Origin of the sequence: Clostridium cavendishii DSM 21758 (assembly GCF_900141845.1) — a bacterium.
Classification (GTDB): Bacteria; Bacillota; Clostridia; order Clostridiales; family Clostridiaceae; genus Clostridium_AG; species Clostridium_AG cavendishii.
In genome coordinates, this window is record NZ_FQZB01000003.1 from 226,596 (window position 1) to 250,233 (window position 23,638).

At 25.4% G+C, this 23,638-nt stretch carries 23 protein-coding genes; 1 reads left to right on the forward strand and 22 read right to left on the reverse strand.

What is annotated here, in order from left to right:
* Positions 1-9: 9 nt before the first annotated feature.
* The 21 genes from BUB01_RS01070 to BUB01_RS01160 form a co-directional block, all read right to left on the reverse strand.
* Positions 10-1,113: an SGNH/GDSL hydrolase family protein gene (locus tag BUB01_RS01070; RefSeq protein WP_072984414.1), complete on the reverse strand. Its 1,104-nt coding sequence runs from the start codon at positions 1,111-1,113 to the stop codon at positions 10-12.
* A gap of 13 nt (positions 1,114-1,126) precedes the next feature.
* Positions 1,127-2,245, reverse strand: a complete 1,119-nt coding sequence (locus BUB01_RS01075) for a glycosyltransferase family 2 protein (protein WP_072984415.1) — start codon at positions 2,243-2,245, stop codon at positions 1,127-1,129.
* A 9-nt stretch (positions 2,246-2,254) separates the two neighbouring features.
* Positions 2,255-3,241 (reverse strand): glycosyltransferase family 32 protein, encoded by a 987-nt coding sequence (locus tag BUB01_RS01080; protein ID WP_072984416.1) that lies wholly within the window; start codon positions 3,239-3,241, stop codon positions 2,255-2,257.
* 9 nt (positions 3,242-3,250) lie between these two features.
* Complete coding sequence (locus tag BUB01_RS01085; RefSeq protein ID WP_072984417.1) at positions 3,251-5,053, reverse strand: sulfatase-like hydrolase/transferase; 1,803 nt, start codon at positions 5,051-5,053, stop codon at positions 3,251-3,253.
* A gap of 11 nt (positions 5,054-5,064) precedes the next feature.
* The gene (locus tag BUB01_RS01090; protein WP_072984418.1) at positions 5,065-6,045 is read right to left on the reverse strand and encodes a glycosyltransferase; all 981 of its coding nucleotides are present in this window, start codon (positions 6,043-6,045) and stop codon (positions 5,065-5,067) included.
* Positions 6,042-7,166, reverse strand: a complete 1,125-nt coding sequence (locus BUB01_RS01095) for a hypothetical protein (protein WP_072984419.1) — start codon at positions 7,164-7,166, stop codon at positions 6,042-6,044. The genes BUB01_RS01090 and BUB01_RS01095 overlap by 4 nt, the downstream gene beginning before the upstream one ends.
* Positions 7,167-7,171: 5 nt before the next feature.
* A complete protein-coding gene (locus BUB01_RS01100) occupies positions 7,172-8,590 on the reverse strand; it encodes a CDP-glycerol glycerophosphotransferase family protein (protein WP_072984420.1) in 1,419 nt (472 codons plus the stop codon).
* 191 nt (positions 8,591-8,781) lie between these two features.
* On the reverse strand, positions 8,782-8,895 hold the full coding sequence (locus BUB01_RS22815) for an HAD family hydrolase (protein WP_143152433.1): 114 nt from the start codon (positions 8,893-8,895) through the stop codon (positions 8,782-8,784).
* Positions 8,858-9,181, reverse strand: a complete 324-nt coding sequence (locus BUB01_RS23935; protein WP_084108152.1) for an HAD hydrolase-like protein — start codon at positions 9,179-9,181, stop codon at positions 8,858-8,860. The genes BUB01_RS22815 and BUB01_RS23935 overlap by 38 nt, the downstream gene beginning before the upstream one ends.
* Positions 9,182-9,551: 370 nt before the next feature.
* Positions 9,552-9,713 carry a hypothetical protein gene (locus BUB01_RS23565; protein WP_207649967.1) on the reverse strand — a complete coding sequence of 54 codons (162 nt, stop codon included), beginning with the start codon at positions 9,711-9,713 and terminating at the stop codon, positions 9,552-9,554.
* 186 nt (positions 9,714-9,899) lie between these two features.
* Positions 9,900-10,946 (reverse strand): DUF1015 family protein, encoded by a 1,047-nt coding sequence (locus BUB01_RS01110; RefSeq protein WP_072984421.1) that lies wholly within the window; start codon positions 10,944-10,946, stop codon positions 9,900-9,902.
* Positions 10,947-11,052: 106 nt separating this feature from the next.
* Positions 11,053-12,867, reverse strand: coding sequence for an aminotransferase class I/II-fold pyridoxal phosphate-dependent enzyme (locus tag BUB01_RS01115; protein ID WP_072984422.1), 1,815 nt, complete (start codon positions 12,865-12,867; stop codon positions 11,053-11,055).
* 190 nt (positions 12,868-13,057) lie between these two features.
* Positions 13,058-13,720 (reverse strand): cytidylyltransferase domain-containing protein, encoded by a 663-nt coding sequence (locus tag BUB01_RS01120; protein ID WP_072984423.1) that lies wholly within the window; start codon positions 13,718-13,720, stop codon positions 13,058-13,060.
* 188 nt (positions 13,721-13,908) lie between these two features.
* Complete coding sequence (locus BUB01_RS01125) at positions 13,909-14,586, reverse strand: HAD family hydrolase (RefSeq protein ID WP_072984425.1); 678 nt, start codon at positions 14,584-14,586, stop codon at positions 13,909-13,911.
* A gap of 7 nt (positions 14,587-14,593) precedes the next feature.
* Positions 14,594-15,562: an ATP-grasp domain-containing protein gene (locus tag BUB01_RS01130; RefSeq protein WP_072984427.1), complete on the reverse strand. Its 969-nt coding sequence runs from the start codon at positions 15,560-15,562 to the stop codon at positions 14,594-14,596.
* 10 nt (positions 15,563-15,572) lie between these two features.
* Positions 15,573-15,932: a DUF8042 domain-containing protein gene (locus tag BUB01_RS01135; RefSeq protein ID WP_072984429.1), complete on the reverse strand. Its 360-nt coding sequence runs from the start codon at positions 15,930-15,932 to the stop codon at positions 15,573-15,575.
* A 12-nt stretch (positions 15,933-15,944) separates the two neighbouring features.
* On the reverse strand, positions 15,945-16,970 hold the full coding sequence (locus tag BUB01_RS01140; protein ID WP_072984431.1) for an SDR family NAD(P)-dependent oxidoreductase: 1,026 nt from the start codon (positions 16,968-16,970) through the stop codon (positions 15,945-15,947).
* Between the two features lie 90 nt (positions 16,971-17,060).
* Positions 17,061-18,284 carry a motility associated factor glycosyltransferase family protein gene (locus BUB01_RS01145; RefSeq protein ID WP_072984433.1) on the reverse strand — a complete coding sequence of 408 codons (1,224 nt, stop codon included), beginning with the start codon at positions 18,282-18,284 and terminating at the stop codon, positions 17,061-17,063.
* Position 18,285: 1 nt separating this feature from the next.
* Positions 18,286-20,022: a motility associated factor glycosyltransferase family protein gene (locus BUB01_RS01150; protein WP_072984435.1), complete on the reverse strand. Its 1,737-nt coding sequence runs from the start codon at positions 20,020-20,022 to the stop codon at positions 18,286-18,288.
* 107 nt (positions 20,023-20,129) lie between these two features.
* Positions 20,130-20,948 carry a flagellin N-terminal helical domain-containing protein gene (locus BUB01_RS01155; protein ID WP_072984437.1) on the reverse strand — a complete coding sequence of 273 codons (819 nt, stop codon included), beginning with the start codon at positions 20,946-20,948 and terminating at the stop codon, positions 20,130-20,132.
* Between the two features lie 193 nt (positions 20,949-21,141).
* Complete coding sequence (locus BUB01_RS01160) at positions 21,142-21,306, reverse strand: carbon storage regulator (RefSeq protein WP_072984439.1); 165 nt, start codon at positions 21,304-21,306, stop codon at positions 21,142-21,144.
* A 547-nt stretch (positions 21,307-21,853) separates the two neighbouring features.
* On the opposite strand from BUB01_RS01160, the gene fliD reads away from it, so the two are divergent.
* On the forward strand, positions 21,854-23,434 hold the full coding sequence (gene fliD / locus BUB01_RS01165) for a flagellar filament capping protein FliD (protein ID WP_072984441.1): 1,581 nt from the start codon (positions 21,854-21,856) through the stop codon (positions 23,432-23,434).
* 72 nt (positions 23,435-23,506) lie between these two features.
* Here the strand turns inward: fliD and BUB01_RS01170 are convergent.
* Positions 23,507-23,638, reverse strand: a 132-nt coding sequence (locus BUB01_RS01170) for a flagellin (protein ID WP_278337104.1), incomplete at its 5' end; no start/stop codon positions are given.

The following is a 23,638-nucleotide window of genomic DNA, read 5'->3' on the forward strand; positions in this document are numbered from 1 at the left end:
TACCTACCCCTACCATTCTATGACTTCATTAAGAATTTTAGTGAATTTTTCAGCTCCTTTAGGATTTAAATGAGAGACATCTTGAAAATCTTCATCGTTAAATAGCTCTGACCTAAAATAATCTATATACTGAAAATCATATTCCTTACTAACTTCTTTTATTATACTGTGAAATTCATCTTCAATTCTCTTTGAAAAATGTTTAGTATAATATTTTAAGGCAGGACATACTATAATTATAGGCTTAATATTATGCTTATTTAACAAATTAAAATATTCTATTAAAATTTGTCTATTTTCCTCTACAGTTTTAGGAAAATTTTTTTTACAATCTAAATTTGCTTGCTTCTCACCTAATTCTTCAGGATTTTTCTTTAAATCTAATACTTCATTTGGATTATAACTAAACAAAAATCTCCCATTATTATTTTTATTTAATAATTCATTTGCTAATATTTTTTGATTTTCAAGTTGTCTATATATACTCTTAATATCATTAAAATTATGCTTTTCCCCTATCGCTTCGTAATACATTATGGTTCTATTAGCTAATGAACTAAGTGACATATCATATTGAAAAGAATAATAACTTAGTCCTATCAAAGCATACTTTATATTTTTTAAATTATACTCTTCATTTTTCAAAATATATTCAGCTAGCTTAAAATCATAAAATAAATCTTGACTTGGAAATGCTAATTTAATAGGTTTTACACGCAAAGTATCATTATTAATTGCAGAGAACATATAAGATATTCCTGTTATTATAGCTTCATATTCTAATAGATTTTCTTTAACTAGCTCTTCTAAATTAACTTTTATATAATTTCTATTACAATCCATAAATTTAAAAAATTGAAATATAGTTTTTTCTTTTACTCCCATATCTATTAACTGATTAAGAATAATTTCATTATATTGACTAGCTATAACTATATAATCATAATCATATTTGTCTATTTCCTTTGGATTTATTACAATTTTTCCATCTACAATTTCCCCCCATTTAGCTCTATCATTATCAACATAAGCTAATATATTAATATTCTCTTTTAATCCACTACAAAAAAAATCTTTACTTCTCCCTGTACCAAATACTAATATAGAAATCAAAATATCACCTTTCCTACTTTAATCTATAGTTAGTTAATGTTTTTCTTAATTCTCTTTCAGTAACTTTAACATTATTATCATTAATTGATTCAATATTAAATGCTGCATCCATATATTTAGGTCTTATAGATAATGCTTTCTTTAAGTGGTCTATTGCTAAATCATGTACATTTAACAATTTATATACACATCCCAAATTATTATGAACCTCAGCTAAGTTCTCATCAATATTTAATGCATTTTTAAATGAATTTTTAGCCTCTTCAAATTTATTAAGCTTATATTTGCAATTTCCTAAATAAAATAATGCATTTGCATCACTATTTTTATTACTTATTATGTTCTCTAAAAACTCTTCCGCCTCTATATAATCTCTTATTTTCATAAGTACTTTAATATATAAAATATCTTTTTCTTTTTTTGAAAAATTAGATTTATTTATAATCTCTTTAATTTCTTTTTTCCCTATTGATTTTACTATATCTATCTCTGTTTCAACTTGTAACAAATGCTTGTTAGTTAAATTCATATCATGTCTTCTATAAAGGTATAGAATTTCATCAATATATTTAAATTTAAACCTTTTTGCCATTTCTAATGTAAAAAAATAGTCTTCAGCATTTATTAAATTGCTAGGATATAAAACTTTTTTAAAACAACTTTTCTTTACCATAATAGATGGTGGGCACGGAATTATTTGCCTAAATAATGAATATGCATAAAAATCATCTTTATTATCTAGAACTAATTCCGCACTTAATACATTCCCTAAATTATCATTTTCATCTATAATCCTAACAGCATTATAAACAATTCCCAACTCATTATCTTTTTCAAATTCTTGAATCTGCCGTTCTATCTTATTTGTCATATATATATCATCAGCATCTAAAAATGCTATATATTCACCTTTAGATATTTTTATTCCATTATTTCTAGCTATTGATGGTCCACTATTATTTTGATAAATATATTTAACATCATATTGCTTTACTATTTCTTTGGTATTATCTGTTGATCCATCATCTATAACTATGATTTCTATGTCTCTATAAGTTTGATTAATAGCACTTTTTACAGCTTTAGCTATAAATTTTTCTCCATTATATACAGGTATTATTATACTAACCATGATACACCTCTAAAATATCTCTTCCAATGAAATAATTTTAGCATTTGTTAATTTGTTTAATTTTGCCTTTATTTCTTCAAAATGATATGTTGGAGTTACTACTATTAAATCTATTTTTTCTGTTGTTATATTTTGTGGTTTAATAACTCTAATACCATCGTAATTATCTCCATTAAAAGCACCATCTATTATTAATTTTATATCAATATTCTCTTTATAAGCCTGCTTTTTAAATAATCTTCCTAAATACCCATTTCCATATATCGCTATATTTTTATACACTCCCAATTTTTCTAATAATAATTTCTCATCTAATAAATAATTTATCCATTTAATTGTTAATTCATAATTATTTTTAAATGAATATACCTGGTTCATTGCTTGTTCTTTACTCATCCAAGAAGCATTAAAATGATGTATAGCAAAATTTTTTATATTGCTATCTCTTAACGTAAAATACTCTTTTGGATAAACAATCATTCCTTCTATATTTAATTTACTATTATCTAAATTCGGTTTATATTTATCTACTATCATTTTAGTTATTATGTCAATATTAGTTGTCTCATCAAATATACCATTTTCAAAAATAAAAGATTTATTGTCATAATAGCTTAATAAATTTTTTATTACTTCATTATGTTTTTCACTTGCCATTAACGCACTTGGAATAGAATTATCAGAATGATATCCAATGAAAGCCTTATTCATTAAAAATTCGTCAATATTGTTTGTTATTTCAACATCCGTATCTAGATAAATTCCACCATAATTATATAATGCATAGAGTCTTACATAATCACTAACAAAAGCCCATTTCTTTGCATTATATGCTTCTCCACAATATTTATTTGAATTTACATCAAAATTCTCTTCATTCCACTCTATAAAAGTATAATCCTTTAAATGTTCTTGCCAAGAACTCATACAATATTTTATTTTCTCATTTTTCTGACCTTTCCCAAACCAGCAATAGTGAACAATTTTAGGTATCATATTTCCTCCTTAAAACCTCATTTTCCCAATCATAATATTATCTTTAAACTCTTTTTCCGTTTGTTGTAATATAGAAAAATCCTGAATAAAAATATCTTCATAATTGTTAATCTTATATAACATTTTTTCCCCCGTGCCTGTCTTAACATATTTTAATTTATCCTTTATAAATATTTCAAATCCGTATAAAAATTCATCCATCTGTGCTTCCTTCAAAGCTTTCTGCCACATTATGTTGTTTATAGGTGAAAATTGAACTCTACAATACCTTCTTTTAGGTATTTCATTATTTTTATTAATTACTTTTATTATCAACTCATTTATATCCATTAATGAAATTAAAGAATTTATTTTTTGTTTACCAAATTCTTTATTTTTTACTATAATAGGTATACGTATTCTATCTTCTGCCCATCCTAATTTTTCATATGCTTCTGTGAGTTTTAGTGAATAACTTTCACCCATATTTCCATGATCAGAAAATATAATTACACTATCATCATCTTTGAGAAATGATAGATAAAATTCTAATTGCTTGTCCAAATATTCTAATGATTCAATCATTTGATATTTGACATTTTGTTCATAATCTATTTCTTCTAGATTAATTATTTTTCCAAAATTCATAACTTCTTTACTATGAAAACCTGAAATAAATGGAGCATGTGATTCAGATAGCTCGTATATAAATGTCATATTGTTGTTATTTGAATCAATATTAACAATAGCATCCCACATTGTTTTCGATATATACTTTCCACCATCAAAACAATTTTCTTTATAATCTTCAAAAAGCAACCAATCATCTAAGATATAAGCTTTGAAATTATAACCTTTATTTTCTCCTTCTTCAATAAAAGCACATTCTTCTCTTTTAATAGATTTTTTGAGATAATTACAATTTTCAAAAGGCAATTGACCAATTAAGGAAGAAATTAAAGATTCTTCTGTATAAATAGATGTAGAATATGCATTTGTAAAATATGTATTTTTTTTAGCAAAACTTTCTAAAAACTTCATATATCCATCTTTATATACATTTCTGGCTTTTAATGCATCTAATAATAGAATAAATATATTATCTTTATTATTTGATTTAACTGTTTCTTTTAATTCTTTCAATAAATTATTTATTTCAGATTTTAATAATTTCATATTTTCTATATCTTTATAATTACATTTTATATATTCATCAATAAAATTTAATGCATATATAAAATCCCTTATACAAATATATTTATAAATTAAAATCTTCAAATACCGTTCTTTTTCTTCAACATTTTTACTTATCTTATATTTTAAATATATATCATTTATTTTTTTATACTCTCTATAGCCTCCATAATCATGTTTCGCTAAATAGAATACATCATTTAATTCGATATTTTGTTCAAGTAAGTAACTATATATATCAATAATCTCAATTTTTAATTTATTCACCTTATTAAATTCATCAATTTGCTCTTTTATTTCTTCTCTATATGCAAAGCTTGAAATAATAATTTTATCAACATTATTATTTATCAAATCATTTGGCGAAATTACTTTTTTATTATTATAAAATTCAATATTTAACTGCTTACAATTTCTTTCTATATAAAAATTAGTTTTACTTATATACTCGTTAAATTCAGTCAGTAGAACATCTGTATGTTTCCCCAATCCCCAAATAGCTACAATTCCATTTTTATATACTTCCTGTAAATAATTTCTTATAGTTATATATATATAACTATATTCACTATCAAAATTGTAATCTTCTTTAAAAAAAGTACTAATTATTTTATCAACTTTAAAATCATATATATTCATAATTTTCTCCTTTATGTAAATATAGTGAAATATTTCTCCATAGCTTTTATCCCTAATGCATTAAGTATTTGCTGAGCATAAAATTTTCCAGGTCTTGTAGCAATCAAAACATAATCATAATCATAACTTTCAATTTCATTCCAACTTATTATTCTAACACCATTAACTTCACCTTTTTTATATGAATCAATGTATCCAAGAATATTTATATTTTCATAACTTGAAGTTAAATAGTTAGCTACTAATTGACCTCCCCCTCCAGCTCCCCAAATAAATACTTTTTTATTAATTAAATTATATTTATTATATATATAATCTACTCTTAACTTCATCGTTTCTATTGCATTTAAGTTAGTTTCCTTATTTGATTTTGAATCTATATGTTTTCTAACTTTTATTAAAGTTTCATCCAATATTCCTATTTTTATATTGTTTTTCAAAAATTTTATCTGTAATGCTAAATCTTCTGCAAAGTTATTTTCCAAATCATAATTTAATAACTTATTAAGCACTTCTTTTCTTATAAAAAAACTAGGATGACAAATTGAATAGCCCTTCCCAATAATAAATTCTTCTGCATCGAAATTATTTAATTCTATTCTATTTTCAACATCAAATACATCATTATCGAAAAACACTTCATAATCACAGCCTAAAAAATCTACATTATTATTTTTTTCCATATACGAATATTGTTTTTCTAATCTATCTAATGTACATAAATCATCTGCATCCATTCTTGCAATATATTTTCTATTAGAGATTTTAATTCCTTCATTTAAGCTTCTAACCAACCCTCTATTCTCTCTAGATATACAAACTATTCTATTATCTTTTTCTGCATAATATTTTATAATATCTAAAGTGTTATCTGTAGATCCATCGTCAATTATAATAAATTCGAAATCTTTAAACGTTTGATTTAAAATACATTCTATACTTTGTGATACATAATCTTCACAATTGTACACTGGCATAATTACGCTTATCATAACTCCTCCAAATTATTTTTTAATTTTCTATTTAATTTTTTTGTGAATTTTTTTGATCCATTGTAGTTAAGATGTGTATAATCTTTAAAATCCGCATATTTAAAATCTTCATCTTCAAAAAAATCATATAAATCAAATTTATATTTTTCTTTCAAATCACCCATATATTCATGAAATTTATTTTTACTTTCTAAAAAAATATCGTTATTATATCTAAGAAGTGATGGAGTAACAACAAAATAAACATTCACTCCTTGTTTATTTAAAAAGCCTAATAGCCCTTCTAAAATACCTTTATTTTCTTCAATCGTATCTTTATACTGTCTTACAAAATATAATTTATAATTTTTTATAATATCATCACCAAAATTCTCCACTTCTTGTATTGATTCTTTAGCCATTATTTCATCATAAATTCTAAATTCCCTTTCAAAATTACCACTACAATAAAATTCATTAAACCTATCATTATATACTTTTTCATTTATTATGTTTTCATATATTAAAAATTCATTTAAATTAAAATCAACTTTATCATAGCTATGCAAGTCATTAAATATGTAATAATAGTTTGTATAACATAAATCCATATTTTTTGTTCTAGATAAATCATAATTTAATATATAATATGGCAATTCAAATATAACTTTTCTAATTTTTTTCTTTTCAATCAAATATCTTAATGTTTTATCATCATAATAAATATCTTGTGAAGATAATGCCAAATTAAACAATTTAAAAGATAAAAATTCAGGATTTATTCCACACTCGCCATAAGACATCCCTATAGCTACAGCATCAACTTCTTCTTTTAAATTAAGATAATTAATTAATTTGAAATTTCTATTATGAATCTTAAAAAAATTTATTACCTTTGAAGCATCAATTCCCAATTTCATAATCTCTTCAATTATTTCTACATGATATTGAGACGCTATTAAAATATAATCAAATTTTATTTTACTTAATTCTTTTTTATCTATATATCTATGAACATTTTCCCTATCTTTATTATTATTAGAAGTGAATCCCAAAAAAGACACCTTATTTTCTTCCAAACTTTTAAATGCCAACTTAGCTAAATTACCACAACCCCATATAATCACTTTAACTTTATCCAATATCTTTACCTCATATTATTTCTTTCTAACAACTGACCTACTTTACTCCATACTCTTTCACATGCTTTATCATCATTATAAGTATGTATTATACTGCATATTTCTGATCTTTTTTCTTTATATTCATCATTGTCTAAAATTTTTAATATACTGTTTATTAACTCCTTTTCTGTATAAACCTTCGGTCCAGGAGTCCAAAACTCATAAGGCTCAAAGTTAAACCCTCTATTTTCCTTATAGTAATCTATATCTGTTGGTATAAACATAATTGGCATATCAATAAGTAAAACATCAAAATACACCGATGAATAATCCGTTATAAGCAAATCTACATTTGCCAATATCTCATAAAGATCTATTTCATTTTTTTCTAGCATTTCCTCTTCAATTAACAAAATAACATCTGAATAAGCCCTAAAACTTTCTTTATCCAACTTATTCTTCTCTATAGGATGAAGTTTACACAAGAACATTAAATTATTTTTTCTTAAAAATGTTACAAATAACTCTAAATTAAAATCCTCAAAGCCAAAAATATTACTCCATTTTCTATCGCCTTCTAAATTGTCATTATTTGAATGCTTATTTTTTCTGTACGTAGGAAGATAAAATATAACCTTTTTATTTGAAATTTCTTTTCCAAAAAGTTTAACCATAAGTTCTTCATTTTTATTAAATAACAAATCATTTCTTGGCATACCACATATTTCATATTTATAATATTCATTTGGATAAGCAGCATTAAATATATTGCTATAAAGTTCAGAATATGAAATAATAACATCCACATTAGATTTAAAGTTTTCGTGTTTTATATAATCAAATTGGTCTGTTCTTATGCCTATTTTTTTAAGAGGAAATCCATGCCAAAGTTCTACATTTATAACTCTAGGATTTTTTATTCTACTTAAATGCGTACAACAAACCAAATCATAGTCCATATCAACTTCAATCTCTTCTCCTGTTACTAAATCAACCTCATATTTCTCTTTAATATAATTTGGAATTTTTTTATATAAAGCGAAAGAACTACTTCCTGAATTATTTTCCTTGCAAAGTGCAATTCTAGGAATTTTTCGTTGTTTTGTTATAGTTATATTATTCATAAACTCTTTATATTTAATATTTAATTTTTGTGTAAACCCTCCATGTAATATAGGAATTATTCTATCATGGCTAATATCCATATTCCTCAATTGACTATATATCTCATAAGAAAATTGGCTTGCTATTAATATGTAATCAAAATTCAATTTTTTAATTTCTAAAGGGCTATATACATTATAATTATTAATTTTTTTATTCTGTTTTTTTGAATCATTATCTACTAACCCCAATATCTCTACTTTATTAAAATCTAAACTTTGCATTATTTCTTTAAAAGCTTTTCCTGTTCCAAAAATCATTATCTTATATTTTTTCATAAAGCACCTCCTTAATATGTAATTTAGTTATTATAAGATTAGCAAAATTAATATACATCTTATATTTTTTATTCTAATATAATTTTTTTAGGTATATTTCCATTATATTTCTAGTTTTAATTATTCTTCTCTATCTATCCTAGTATAGAAATATTTATTTCAATTAAGTTCTTTATCTAACTTACACATTTTTATAAATAATTAGTAAGCTCACTAATATTACTAACTATAATATCCGCATTAATATCTTCATTCTCATATACTTCTCTACTTGTTTCTCCTGATAAAACCAATATTGAAGTCATACCAGTTTTTTTTTGCTAACATTATATCTGTATATAATCTATCCCCAATAATAACACATTCATTATATGAAATTTTCTCCTTATCCAAAATACTATTTATAATTTCTTTATTTGGTTTTCCAAAAATTTTATTTGGTCTCTTTTGAGTAGTTATCTCTATTAATTTAATAAAAGAACCTATATCTGGAATGTCATGCTTTTCTGTAGGGCATACTAAATCAGAATGATATTCTATTAGTGGAGTATCAATATCCTTAGCTGAGGTGGCTAGTATAATTTCATCAATATATCCTACTCTTTTTAAGACTTGTTATCTTATAATAAATAATAAAATTTTCCCTCATTTCTTTTAAAACCTTATCTGAAAGTCTACTTGATTCCATTCTAACTTATACTATACATAATACATTTTGCATATTTATTTCATTTTCCTATAAACTCATATGTGAAACAAAAACAATTATATATATAACTATTTACTTACTATATGCGAATTTCACAATATAATTTTCTTTTAAAAAAGCATTTTAAATTTATAGCAAGTAACTAATGTATGTATGTTTTTTTAACTTTCTTGCCTCCCACAAAATTCTTATTAGAATTATGACCTATGTAAATAAATTATTCATTCTTAAACTTAAAATAATTTATACTCTCTAAATATGACTTATGGTTGCTTTAAATAATTTAAAGTATATGACAGACTTTAAATTTGATTCTACACCTACTTCAAACATTACATCATTTACATTAACAAATGTTACTTTTATATCTTGTACTCCTAATATATTGTCAATAAAATTAAAGTCTAAGGGCATTCGATTCCAATTTATTTTGATTTTTCTGCAACATACTCATAAATGAATTATAAGTTGCTTTTTAATTTCTCACTATCATATTGGTAATACAATTATTTAAATTCTTAATTATTCACAAAACTCGTGAATGAACCTTAACTTGGTGAATAATTGATAATTAAACATTTTTGCTATAAATAGTTCAAATTATTTATATTGCTTAAATACTAAAAATGATGGAAATTTTGGATAAAACCATGTTGATTTAGGTGGCATTATACAATTATTATTTATACAATCAATAAATTCTTCTATTTCTAAAGCGAATGTTTCAATTAATACATCCTGTTTATTTGCTTTCGTTCTATATTTTTCAAATTCTAAATCTGACAAATATTCAAGTTTTCCTGAATCAAAAATTCTAAATGCTTGTGAGATAATTTGAGTATTTAACATATATATATCATTATTGCTGAATGCATCACAGTCTAACTCTATAAGATTTACTACAAAGCTTTCCTCATTATATGTCATTCTTATTTTTCCCTTAGAAAGCTTAGTTTTCGATTCTTCAATATTAAATTTTTTACAAATAAAATCTTTAGCTTTTTTAAATGCTTGAGCATCTATATCGGGTATAACCCGGTGAATAGGTAATATATCCAAACTTTCAAAATCGATTAAACATGCTAAAACTGAATTTTTAAATTTAGAGATAGCTGTTGTATATAACCTATGATGTCCATCTGCAACATATAAACAATTAACATCTAAAAACTCTTTTAATATACTATTTGCTTCTGTATCCTTAAATACATAAATATTTATTCCTTTTAAATTAAAACATCTATCATATTTTTTTTGTTCTATATATGATAAATAATTAATTTTTTTCTTATGTGCTAACAATACTGGTGCTGCTTCACAATTATATTCATTTAAATTGCTTATCATTCCCTGTACTGTATCTGGCAAAACCAATTCATGGTATTTGATTCTACATTCGTTATATTCATTAATAGGAATATCACATATTAATCCATATCTATCTTTATATTTAAATAAATAAATAACATAATTAAAATCAATAAGTTCTTGACTATTTAGTATTTCTTTTTCTCTATTTGTTAAAAACAATGTTCTTTCATCAAAGCATACTTTATTCTCTTTTACATTTGCTAAGTTAATAAATTCTGAATCATATATTTTACCACTAACATTTATATACGATTGTTTTATTTTATCTAATATCATCTTATTATTTACCTTTTAATGTAATATTGTACAAATCAATTCAACTAACGGTTGTCCACTTTCATTTATAAAATAAAAGTTATCTAATTTAAGTATTTATCTAAGCCTATTTTAAAATACAATTAAATGCATTAATTAACTTATCATTTTCTTCCGGTCTTTTAATTGCAATTCTAATATATTCGCCATTAAATCCTTTTTTATTAGACAAATCTTTTATAAATATATTATAATCATTTAGTAATATAATTGTTAGCTCTCTAGCAGTAACATTTCCCATAATTTCACACAATACATAGTTTGCTTGTGTTGGAACAACCCTTAAATTTTTAATTTTTGATAATTTTTCTACATATTCCTTTCTAGTATGTTTAAATTTATTAATAGCATTTTCATAATCATTTTTATATTTTTCAAAAATCTGCATATAAAACTCTCCAAATGAATTTATATTCCATATAGAAACATCCTTTTTAATTAATTCAATAACCTTTAAATTATTAGTTACTAATATACCTAAACGAAGTCCTGGTACACCAAATGATTTTGAAATACTTTTTACTATTACTAATTGAGAATATTGTTCTATTATTTCTTTACTTATTATTGAATGGTCTTCTTCTTTATCTACAAAATCAACAAATGATTCATCAACAATAAAAGTAATATCTTTATTTTCTGCCCATTTTGCAATTTTAAGTACTTGCTTCTTTTCTATATAATTTCCAGATGGATTATCAGGATTTATAAGAAGCAAATTAGATATATCCTTATCATCATAGAATTTTATTAATTCATCTGCTGTATAAGCATACTCATCGTTATTAGGGTAATATACCACTACATCTTCTGAATTTTTTCTATTAGGATATTCTTCAAAAGTCGGTTTAATTATTCCTATTTTACCTTTAAGGATTTCCATTATAGACTTAATGAGTTCTGCTGCACCATTGCCTACAACTATTTGGTTCTCATTTACTCCAAAATATTTAGAAGCTAGTAAGCTATTAACTTTGATACCTGATGGATATTCGCAAATTAATTTATCCAAATTAGCCCTTATTTCATTTAATAATCTTGGTGTTGGGTAAAATGGATTCACTAAATAGCAAAAATCTATTAGCTGTGGATATCTCCAATATCCACCATATCTACTTTGAATTTTTCTTAATCTCTCTTCTTTAGAGTTTATGAAAATCGATTCTGCAATATCCAAATCTTGTATATCATCTATTTCATACCATTGTTCATTTTCTAAAATTGTAGCTTTTATTTCTGGTTTTTCTAATAAAGTTATTACTTTCAAAACTTGCTCATAATACTCGTTATTTCCCAATGCCTTACTATATGCTTCCAAAAAAGGCATGTAATGACTATTAGAAAATTCTTTACTAAATTTATATATATTAACTGTTTTATAATAATCCTCTACATCTGAAAAATTAAATTCTTTTTTACTTAAAAAGCTTTTAATATTGTTATCTTCATCTATTGTTACAACTGTTCCATCCATCCAACTTTGATATTTTGCTACTAATGCTAAGCTAGGATATGGATCTTTAATTATTTTTTCTAATACTGAATCTTCAAATATTAAATCTGACTCAAGTAATAGTGTATCTTCTTTTTGTAAGTAATTTCTTGCTAAATACAATGAGTATATATTATTAGTTTTATAATATATTTCATTGTTTACATAATTTATAGGTGTCTTTACCTGTAATGTTTCTATATATTCTTTCAATTCTTTTCCTTTATATCCGATTACTAATGTAATGTTGGACAAATCTAATTTATCTAATTGAAAAAGCATTCTTTCAATCATAGTTAATCCATTAACTTTAACCATGCACTTAGTATTGTTGTTTGTTAATTCTTTAAGTCTCTTTCCCATTCCAGCTGCCAATATTATTGCTTGCATATGTATCTTCTCCTAACCCGTACTTATACACTTCTTTATTTATATCTTGTACCAAAAGTATTTATAACAAGTTCATCTAGTATTACTATAAGCCATTAATTATCAAATACATTTATGGCTATATTAAATTATAATTTAAATATATAATTATCTCATATTTCTTTTTAGTTTTACATTATATATTTTAAGTTTATTTTAATTTAGATTCTGCCAAAATAAAATCTTCAATAGTATCAACACTCATATTAATTTCCTTGTCTTTACAATACTTACTCTCACCTTCTACTACCCCAACCTTAAATTCATTTTGGTGATTATAAATATAATAAGTTACATGTTCTCTAAAAGGTTCAAATTCTTTTTTATTAATATTCTTATTACTACAAGCTATTTCATACACTTTATCTAATGCTTCTTTCGAAAACACCTCAGTATCAAACCCTCTTGTAAAGGTATTAGGCACATCAAGCCTTACATAATCATATTCATCTTCATACATTAAGTACTTAGTTATAACATTATCTGTTATTATAGGATTTATAAGCGGACAGTCTCCAGTAACTCTTACTATGACATCTCCACCATATTTATCAGCAGCTAGTTTATATCTCTCTAAAACATTTGCTTCACTTCCTCTAAACACTTCAAAACCTAAAGTTTTTACGTATTCTGCTAGTGGAGTATCAATTTTTTTATTTGATGTAGCTAATACGACTTCATCAATATATCTACTCTTTTTGAGACTTGTTAAAGTATAGTAAATCATAGGATGTCCATTTATTTCTTTTAATACTTTACCAGGAAGTCTAGTTGACCCCATCCTAGCTTGTACTATACACAAAATCTTTTTCATGTTCATTCCACCTTTCTACAAACTCACAAGTAAAATTAAAAAACAATCTGTTAATTATCTAAAATATAAAACTAGTTAAAATTCCAAACATTTCTATATAAGAACATTTAACTATTTAAATATTTGCTCATTTTATTCGGGCTTGAACATACACCTTGCTTTTTAATATTTTTGTTTATATAAAATAGTTAATTTATATCCTTTAAAACCTCTTTTATTTCAGTTAAACTATCTATATTAAAATCTGCCTCATATTCTTTAGATAAAAAAGTTTTCATATGATCCCCTTCTTCTCTAATAATCCTTATGGTTTTTAAGTTAAGCTTTCTTGCCCCAACAAAATCTTTATTAGGATTATCTCCTACATAAATGCATTCTTCATTTTTACAATTAAAATAATTTATAACCTCTAAATAAGGCTTTTCATGTGGTTTCCAAAACTCACTTCCTAAATCATCTGAAACAACTATTTTATCTACAAATTCTTCTAAGTTAAGTGACTTTATTTTATTCCATTGAACTATAGATTTTCCATCAGTTATTACTCCCAAATTATACCCATGCTTTTTTAACCATTTTAACATATATAATGCATCTTCATACATGGTAAGTTTTGGTCTTGACTTTCTATATGTACTAACTAGATTTTTAATATTTTCTTTCAAGTTATGTTTATCACACAAATCATTAAATATTTTACCTCTACCTTTTTCATAAAATATGTTAATAACATCCTTATATAAAAGTTCAGCATTTAAATCATGTTTGTTACCTAAATAGTCACAAACTTCTTTAAACGCTCCAAAAACATATGTTCTTTCATTATATAACGTATCATCTAAATCAAAAATTAAAGTTTTTATCATAATTCACCTATTTTACGAATATACTATCATCAAATCTTAACATAGTTAATTCCTTAAGACCTTCATTAAAGCTAATGTCTTCTCCGTTAATCATTTTCTTAATAGCTTTTCCATAATTTGCTCCAGCTTCTATTGATAAAGGTACTCCTCCTCCAAATCGTGGATTTAACTCTAAGAAAAAAACTTGTCCTTCTTCTGTCTTAAAAAATTGAAAAGTTAAAGGTCCCATTAAAGCTATTCCTTTACTATCTCTAAGTTCATTAAATACCTCTATAAGGTTTAAAGTATAATCTATTATTTGCTTATCTTTTACAGTTTTGCTTTTTACAACTTCTCCAGCTCTTACTTCTAACCTTTCTCTTGGTACAACATAAATAGGTTGTCCATTAAAATCACATAAAACATCAACTGTATATTCATCACCTTCAACGAATTGTTGAACTAGCGGTTTTCTAACATACTTATAGAAAAATTCAAGTTCTTCTATTTTGTTTATTTTGAAAACATTACTACTTCCCATACCATCTCTTGGTTTTATTATAAGAGGAAGTTTTTCTTCTTCTGATTTGAAAATCATCTCTTCTATTTCTTCATCCTTATAGCATTTTGGACATTCAATATCTTTTGAGGTTAAATACTCATAAGTTTTCATCTTATCATTACAAACTTCAATTATTTCTGTATTACTTAATAATATAGTAGTCCCAACCTCATTAAACTTTTCTCTATTCTTACTTAACAATGAAAATTCTAATTCATAAAGAGGAATTAAAACCTTTATATTTTCTATCCTACAAACTTTTAAAAGTTCTTCAATGTATCCATCTTCTGTAAACTTAGGCACTTTATAAAATTTATTTACGAAATATGACGCTGGTGCCAAATCACTTGCATCTACACCTATTATTTCAAATTCACCTTCTAAATATTTTATAAGCTGAACTCGTTTTCCTATTGCAGTTAATAAAATCCTCATATATTACCACCTAATTAGCTACTTTTGATATTATTTTAGAGTGTATATCTTCTACAATTGGTAGAACCTCATAATTAAAAAGATCTCCAACTAACACAAAGTCTTCACTATCTATAGCTTCAACTATTTCTCCTAAAAATCCATTTAAATTCTCTACATCTTTACATTTGTCTAAAACATCATCTGTAAGTCTTACCATTTCACTTATGTATTCTATACCATCAGCAATTAAAGGTATAAGAGCACAACCATTTCCATACTCTCCACCTTCAAAAAAACTAACTACCTTTTCTATACCTGCTTTTAAATTAAATAAATATTCATTTGCTGTTATAAGTGCTTCTATTTGAATATCCTTAATGTTTTCCATTATACTTCACCCCTATATTAACCTTTCTTCTTTTATCATATTTCTTACTTGTTCTTTATCTATTTGATCATAATCTTTTGAGGTATAGTTGCCTATCCTACATAATTTAAAATCTTTATAACACTTTTCAAAATATGCTTTATTATAAGTTGTAGGAAATACAACATACATATCTCCTAAGTCTTTACTATAATGCGATTCTTCCATTGTCATAAGTTCTTCATAAAGCTTTTCCCCTGGTCTTATCCCTATTATGTCAATATGTACATTATCTTTATCTATTTCATATCGTTTAGAAGTCTCCTCAATTACAACCTCTGCTAAATCTTTAAGATTTATAACTGGCATCTTAAGAACAAATAACTCCCCACCATTTGCTATTTCGCAAGACTTCATCATAAGCTTAGTTGCTTGACTTACAGTCATCATAAATCTACTCATACTAGGGTCTGTTATTGTAATTCTATTTCCTTCTAATATTTGCTTTTTAAATAATGGAATTACTGACCCCCTAGACCCCATTACATTTCCAAATCTAACAGCAATAAATCTAGTTTTAACTCCACCTTTACTATAATTAGCTGCTTGCATAAGCTTTTCTCCAAGCATTTTAGTTGCACCATAAGTATTAGTTGGATTTATAGACTTATCTGATGAAGTAAACAGAACACATTCTACATTATGCTTTACAGCTGCCTTTATAACATTTTCTACTCCATCCACATTCGTTTTTATAGCTTCTGTTGGATTATATTCACAAGAACCTACGTGTTTCATAGCTGCTAGATTAAAAACTATATCTATTCCACTCATAGCCCTTTCTACACGTTCATAATCTCTAACATCACCTATTAAAAATCTAAAATTATTATAATCTCTAACTATAGGCGAATTTTGCATTTCAAATTGTTTATATTCATCTCTGCTAAAAACCCTTATAACCTTTGGATTTTCTTTTATTAATTCTTTAATAAGGCCTGTCCCTATAGTTCCTGTTCCACCAATTACAAGTATTTTTTTACCCTTAAAAAAATTCAATTTTATCCCTCCAAGCCTTAAAATATTCCTATTTAAATATCGAATTCTACCAATAAAACTTTAATTTTCTAATTTAAAAGAGAAGATATTTTATATCTTCCCTTTTAAATACTCATCTAAACTGCAATGTATCGCCCCATCTATTTTAGCACCTTTACTACAATTTATAAACTTTATTTTTTTATTTTTTTCTATTAAAGTTTCTATTTGCTCTTTAAAGAATATATAGCCTTTTGTAGTCTCAAGCTTTTCACCATTTATACCTTCAACATAATATTTTTTCACTTCATTAACCAAATTATCTTTAAAGCCATAAATATTTTCAAAACTACTTATATGAGATTTACCTTCTAAAAAAGCTAAATCCTGACCTATCATTATTAATTCTTTAGCACCACATTTTATAGCTATATCCATAGTTGCAACAGCAACCGTCTTTCCCGTTGTTATATTTATTTTATTTTCCCTAAAATCATTAAAAAATATATATTTAGGTCCCTTATAATTTTGTACTGCCACCTTAGATGCGGTACTTAAAAATAATAATGGTATATCAGACTCTTCATTCCCTTTTAATTGATTTGCTACAATTTCCTTACCATCTATTATAACAACACCTAAAGGTTTTATTCCATTTTTCATAAGAGTATTAAAAGCTGTACCTACTGTTAAGATATTAAATTCATGTTTAAATTCCTTTATTAAATCCAAATCTAAATCTAATGACGGACCACCTGCAACTATTAGGTATGGTCTATCTTTTCTCCCCATTTCAAAAAAACTTTGTATATCTGTATGTGCTTCCTTTATGTTAGACTCATAATTATCATTTAACACATCATATGATTTCTTTATTGATTCCCTAGAAATCTGATAATTACTAAGTAACATGTATAGCTTTTTATTACTCTCTTTTATAAATTCCAAACTTGGTTTATGTATAATAATATCCTCGACAGTATTTAAATAATAATCTAATTCATCATAAAAATCATAGCCATATCCTATAACTTTTATATTATCATAGTTGAAAATATCTTTATTATAAATTCTACATTTTTCAATTACATCATTATTAGCTTCAAATACAACTATTTCAACTCTTGAAGGGACTTGTCTTTTAATTGCTTCAATATGATAACCAAGACCTAAACCATAAATAACTAAATTTTTCGTCTTTTGATTTAAATTTATTGATTTAGCAAAATTCTCAGCTTCCTTTATCGGATTATACTTACTATGAATATACCTATTATTTACAAGCATAGTATAATAGCCACTCTTAGTTTTTTCTATTGAAAATCCATTAATCATGCTACTCCCTCAAATTCATTTCTTTAATTATTTTTTTTACTTCTATAAAACTCTTCTTACAAACACCTTCTAGACCATCATATATAGCCCTATTTTTTGATATGTTCTTTTCAAAAATCTTACCTTTTGTATCTATTGACAACACAAGAAATTCATTTGAATTTTCTATGCTATACGTAGTCTCAAACAATTGACTTTCTATTACACTTAAGTTACACATATTTTCTCTTATGCTTTTATCTATCTTATCTAATTCATTTATATACTTTGATAAGTTGCCATTTACTTTTGAACGATACGCTTTATAAAAATCATCAAGTAAATGTTTACCTCTTTTACAAAGATTTATAGTTTTATCTAGAGAATTAACTGTTTTTTCTAATATTTTAATTGTTTCTTCTGTTTTATCTTCTGAATTCAAATATTCATCTATAGGAATTATTTCTTGTTTTTCAAACCCATCGATAACACTTTTTAAACTTTTAACACTTGCCCCTTTTATAAACGCTCCACCTTCAGTAGCATTTATAAACTCTATTTCAGGAAATGACTCTATTATTTCCTCCAAAACCACTCTATAACTATCTAATATTACACTAGTTCTTACTAAATCTCCATTTATATCTTTAACGTATAAATCATCCTTTTTTTTATAATTATCAAATTCTAACTTTTGCCAATTATTTTCTGCACATTCAGCATGTCCTTTTTCTCCAGTATAAGCTAAGTCTTGACCTATAAAAACTATGGGACTACATCCAATATAGGCTGCAAAAACAGTTAATACATGCGCTATAGAACCTCCACTAGAAAGTTTATCTATAGAAAAACCATAAATATCATCTAAAAGCTCATTATTTGAACTAAATATTTTATTTCCATTATGTTTATCTACTACTAAATTATTAGTTCCGTCATAAAATAATAATGGTGCTTTTGTATTTTCTATAAAACCTTCTACCAACTTATAAGAAACTTCACCAGCATCTACTACTCCTACTATACTCGGCTCTATATCATTTTCTTTAAGTGGTCTCAAAGTTCTACCCCCACTTAATATAAGCGCATTTCCACAAACATTTTTAAGTTCATGTATATTTTTATTTAAGGATGGTCCCGCTGACACTATTATTGCTGGCTTGTTCTTATATTTGTTTCTCAAAAAATTTATAGGTGTTGCTTTTGTCATATATTTAAGATTTGATAGTAATGTATTAAACCAGGTTTCACCAAAATATAATGATGTATTTTTATCCGTTATTATTCTATTTGATTCATTTCGTATTACACTATATATTTCTTTTAATCCCTCTTTGAATAAAATATCATAATTACAGCAATAGCCAATATTTAAGTTATTTACATTCATTTGAGTTATATATTCTCTAAAAAACTTTTTAACTTCAACTTCATCTTTTGCTATAATAACTCTTTCATTATTAATTATTTTTTTAATTTCCTCATCTTTATTACAAAATTCTAACCATTCTGTATTTACTTCAATCACCAATATTCTAGTGGAAGCAGCTGTTTTTTCTATAAGTTCTTTTACGTGTTCTCCAAAAGATAAGCCTACAACTATATAATTATCATTTGAAGTAAATGGCTTAAAGCTTTCTATAATTTTATTTATTTCTCTTTCTTGATTATATTTACTTCCTAAATATATTTTTTTATTTCCCATATTAAATTTCAAAACTCTGTATCCATCTTTTGATAATTCTATCTCAAAGTCCATTCCAATTACCCCCATCGGCAAATTTCTAAAAACATCTATATTTTCTCTAATTTTAAATTATTTATAAAAAAAGAGCAACCATTTTTGGTTGCTCTTACATTTAAATATTATCTTAATAGAGATAATACTCCTTGTGGTTGTTGGTTTGCTTGAGAAAGCATTGCTTGAGCTGCTTGAGAAAGGATGTTGTTCTTTGAGAAGTTCATCATTTCTTTAGCCATATCAACGTCTCTGATTCTTGATTCAGCAGCTTGTAAGTTTTCTGCTGAGTTATCAGTTGCAGATATTGTGTGCTCTAATCTGTTTTGTACTGATCCTAAATCTGCTCTGAATTCTGATACTGCTTTTATTGCTGCATCTAAAGTAGTTATTGATTTTGAAGCATTTGTTTGAGTTGAAACTGTACAAGTAGTACCATCCAATTTTAAACCTTTAGCTCCCATTGATTTTAAGTTAACACTTATAGTTTGTTTTTCATTTGCTCCTATTTGGAATTCTATTTTTTTGTTTGATCCGTCTAATAAGTTTTGTTTGTTGAATTGTGTTTGTTGACCAATTCTTGTTACTTCTGATTTTAATTGTTGGAACTCTTTGTTTATTTGAGCTCTATCTTCTGATATGTTAGTTCCGTTTGATGATTGAACTGCTAGTTCTCTCATTCTTTGTAGTATTGAATGTGTTTCATTTACAGAACCTTCTGCTGTTTGGATCATTGATATACCATCTTGAGAATTTCTAGAAGCTTGTTGTAAACCTCTGATTTGTCCTCTCATTTTTTCAGAAATTGCAAGACCAGCTGCATCATCTCCAGCTCTGTTTATTCTTAAACCTGAGCTTAATTTTTCCATTGATTTTCCTGCTGCACCAGTGTTTGTAGTCATTTGTCTGTGTGCATTTAATGCATTCATATTGTGATTGATTATCATTGTAAATTCCTCCTTGATTTTAAAGTGGACTTCCTTTTCCACTGTATTATATTTATTTAAAAGCTTTCGCTTTCAAAACTTAATTAAATAGTGCCTTATAAATTTTCACCATATTCTATAAATCAAAAATAGATGCTTGTCCTATAAGCAATACTATCTTATAAAATAAAGCTATTCATCATAAATTGGAATATTAAATTTTATTTTTATTCTCCCAAACTTCTCCTCTAGTTATGGTAACATCCTTTGGTGCATCAATAGCTAATCTAAGTGAGCCATTTTCAGCTTTAACCACTTTTACTTTTATATTGTCACCAATCATTACATATTCTTCTGGCTTCCTGCCTAGCACTAACATATCCTATTTCCTCCTTGAAATTTTATGTAATTTTTATAAGCTAGTAAACAAGGATGATTAATATACCTATCTCTTAACTACCTCCTGTAGCTTTAGATAAGTTTATCAATCATCCTGATTATTTAAACTATATTTGCTTATATTTATAATTTCGTTTGGTTAATAATATACTTTATACCTTTTTTTAAAAATTTATTATAAAATTTCTATATCATTTATATCTGTGGTAATAACTCCATTTATTACTCTAGATGTTTAATTATCGATTTAGCTTTTTATTACTTTAGGGTATTTTTAGAATTATTTTCTTATAAATTAGAATTATTTTCTTATAAAAAGAAAAAAGAGTATAAAGTGGTTATTAGAACATATCGAGTATATAACTATAGGTTTAGTTAAATTATTCAAGTATTCTCAATAAGTAAGAATCCAAATTTCAATTTGGTCAATTCGAACTTACTCATGCAAATGAAATGAGTAGGAGTTTCCTTAATTAATATTTAATATCTAAAGTAATGATATAACATAACAAAAAGGAGTGATTTTAATGATAAGTCCAATTAGAGTAAGTGGATTAAGTGGTAGCGGTATAGATACTGATACCCTAGTAAAGCAAATGATGACACCTTATAAAACTAAAGTAGATTCTGTAAGACAAAGTAGAGATTTAATAAAAATTCAACAGGATTTATATAGAGAAGCAGTAAAGGATTTTAGAGGCTTATATACAAAGTATTTTGACCTAAGTTCAACAGCTAATTCTTCTACAAATTTAATATTAAATTCGAATTATCAAACTGTAAATTTTTCAAGTAGCAATGAAAATGTAGTTACAGCTAGAGGAGTAGTTGGTTCTAACGGTGGAAATTATACAATTGACGTTAAACAAATGGCTTCTCCTGAAACCTTAAATCTTTCATTAGACAACTTAAAAAATCAAAAAGATGTTACTTTAACTTTTCCTACAAATCAAAAAGACACCAATGGTAATATAATTAATTCAACAGTAAATGTAGATTTAAGTGGCAAAACTTCTGGAAGTGCTATTTTATCCGCAATAAATACTGCTATAACTAATTATAATAAGTCTGATACTAATGTAAATAAAATAGATATGGGTATTAGCTTTAGTGAATTAGGTAATTGTATTTCTATTAAAGGAAGAAATACAGGTGAAGCAAACACTGTTGGTTTTTCTGTAAAAGTTAATGATACAGTAAATAATAAAGTTTCTACTTATCCTCCTAATGCAGTACCATCTACTGAAACTGGATTCACTTATAAAAAAGCTCAAGATGCTTTGGTTAGAATAACCGATTCTTCTGGAAATAGCAATTGCAACCCAGGAACTTATAAAAATTATTCTGCTAATATAATAAATATTGATGGCGTAGAATATACTGTTAACGGTGAATCAAACGGTCAGCCTGTGACTCTAAACGGTAAAGCTAATACAAAAAATACAATTGATAATATAAAGAAATTTGTTGTTGAATATAATGATATGATTGATAAAGTTTCTAAAAAATTAACTTCAAAGTTAAATAGAAAGTTTAAGCCTTTAACAGATGAACAAAAGAAAGACATGAAAGATGATGATATTAAATTATGGAATGAAAAAGTTAAGGAAGGACAGCTTAGAAATGATTCTATACTTTCCTCATTTAGAGAAAAATGTTTAGATATATTTTCAACAAGCGAAAACTATTCATTAGGTTCATTAAAAGATATAGGAATTTCATTAAATCCAGATTATAAAAACCAAAAAGGACAACTTGTAATTGATGAGACTAAACTTAGCAAAGCTCTAACAGAAAACGGTGATAAGGTTAAAACCTTATTGTTAGACCCAAATACTGGAGCATTTCAAAAATTAAAGACAACATTATATGATACATTTATGACATCCAAAGCACCTATACTAAAAAAAGCAGGTTTTGAAGGTACTCTTTATGTAGCAGATAATGACCTTTCAAAAAAAATTAAAGACAAAGAAGATTTAATATATAATTTAGAAAAAGATTTAAGTCTAAGAGAGCAATCTTACTACTCTAAGTTTGCTCTCTTAGAAAAAGCTATGAGCAGAATGAATTCTCAACAGTCATGGCTTGCTCAATCTTTCAAATAGTCAAAAAGGTAGTTAATGTTTAATTCATTAACTACCTTTTTCTATTATTAATTATTTATCCATTTTTAAAAATTATCTTAATAGTGATAATACACCTTGTGGTTGTTGGTTAGCTTGTGATAACATTGATTGAGCTGCTTGAGAAAGGATGTTGTTCTTTGAGAAGTTCATCATTTCTTTAGCCATATCAACATCTCTAATTCT

Bases quoted from the DNA above. Each gene is read 5' to 3' on its own strand.
- BUB01_RS01075 (WP_072984415.1), bottom strand. From the start codon at position 2,245: ATGGTTAGTATAATAATACCTGTATATAATGGAGAAAAATTTATAGCT.
- BUB01_RS01080 (WP_072984416.1), bottom strand. From the start codon at position 3,241: ATGATACCTAAAATTGTTCACTATTGCTGGTTTGGGAAAGGTCAGAAA.
- BUB01_RS01085 (WP_072984417.1), bottom strand. From the start codon at position 5,053: ATGAATATATATGATTTTAAAGTTGATAAAATAATTAGTACTTTTTTT.
- BUB01_RS01090 (WP_072984418.1), bottom strand. From the start codon at position 6,045: ATGATAAGCGTAATTATGCCAGTGTACAATTGTGAAGATTATGTATCA.
- BUB01_RS01100 (WP_072984420.1), bottom strand. From the start codon at position 8,590: ATGAAAAAATATAAGATAATGATTTTTGGAACAGGAAAAGCTTTTAAA.
- BUB01_RS22815 (WP_143152433.1), bottom strand. From the start codon at position 8,895: ATGACTTCAATATTGGTTTTATCAGGAGAAACAAGTAGAGAAGTATAT.
- BUB01_RS23565 (WP_207649967.1), bottom strand. From the start codon at position 9,713: ATGCCCTTAGACTTTAATTTTATTGACAATATATTAGGAGTACAAGAT.
- BUB01_RS01110 (WP_072984421.1), bottom strand. From the start codon at position 10,946: ATGATATTAGATAAAATAAAACAATCGTATATAAATGTTAGTGGTAAA.
- BUB01_RS01115 (WP_072984422.1), bottom strand. From the start codon at position 12,867: ATGCAAGCAATAATATTGGCAGCTGGAATGGGAAAGAGACTTAAAGAA.
- BUB01_RS01120 (WP_072984423.1), bottom strand. From the start codon at position 13,720: ATGAAAAAGATTTTGTGTATAGTACAAGCTAGGATGGGGTCAACTAGA.
- BUB01_RS01125 (WP_072984425.1), bottom strand. From the start codon at position 14,586: ATGATAAAAACTTTAATTTTTGATTTAGATGATACGTTATATAATGAA.
- BUB01_RS01130 (WP_072984427.1), bottom strand. From the start codon at position 15,562: ATGAGGATTTTATTAACTGCAATAGGAAAACGAGTTCAGCTTATAAAA.
- BUB01_RS01135 (WP_072984429.1), bottom strand. From the start codon at position 15,932: ATGGAAAACATTAAGGATATTCAAATAGAAGCACTTATAACAGCAAAT.
- BUB01_RS01145 (WP_072984433.1), bottom strand. From the start codon at position 18,284: ATGATTAATGGATTTTCAATAGAAAAAACTAAGAGTGGCTATTATACT.
- BUB01_RS01150 (WP_072984435.1), bottom strand. From the start codon at position 20,022: ATGGACTTTGAGATAGAATTATCAAAAGATGGATACAGAGTTTTGAAA.
- BUB01_RS01155 (WP_072984437.1), bottom strand. From the start codon at position 20,948: ATGATAATCAATCACAATATGAATGCATTAAATGCACACAGACAAATG.
- BUB01_RS01160 (WP_072984439.1), bottom strand. From the start codon at position 21,306: ATGTTAGTGCTAGGCAGGAAGCCAGAAGAATATGTAATGATTGGTGAC.
- fliD (WP_072984441.1), top strand. From the start codon at position 21,854: ATGATAAGTCCAATTAGAGTAAGTGGATTAAGTGGTAGCGGTATAGAT.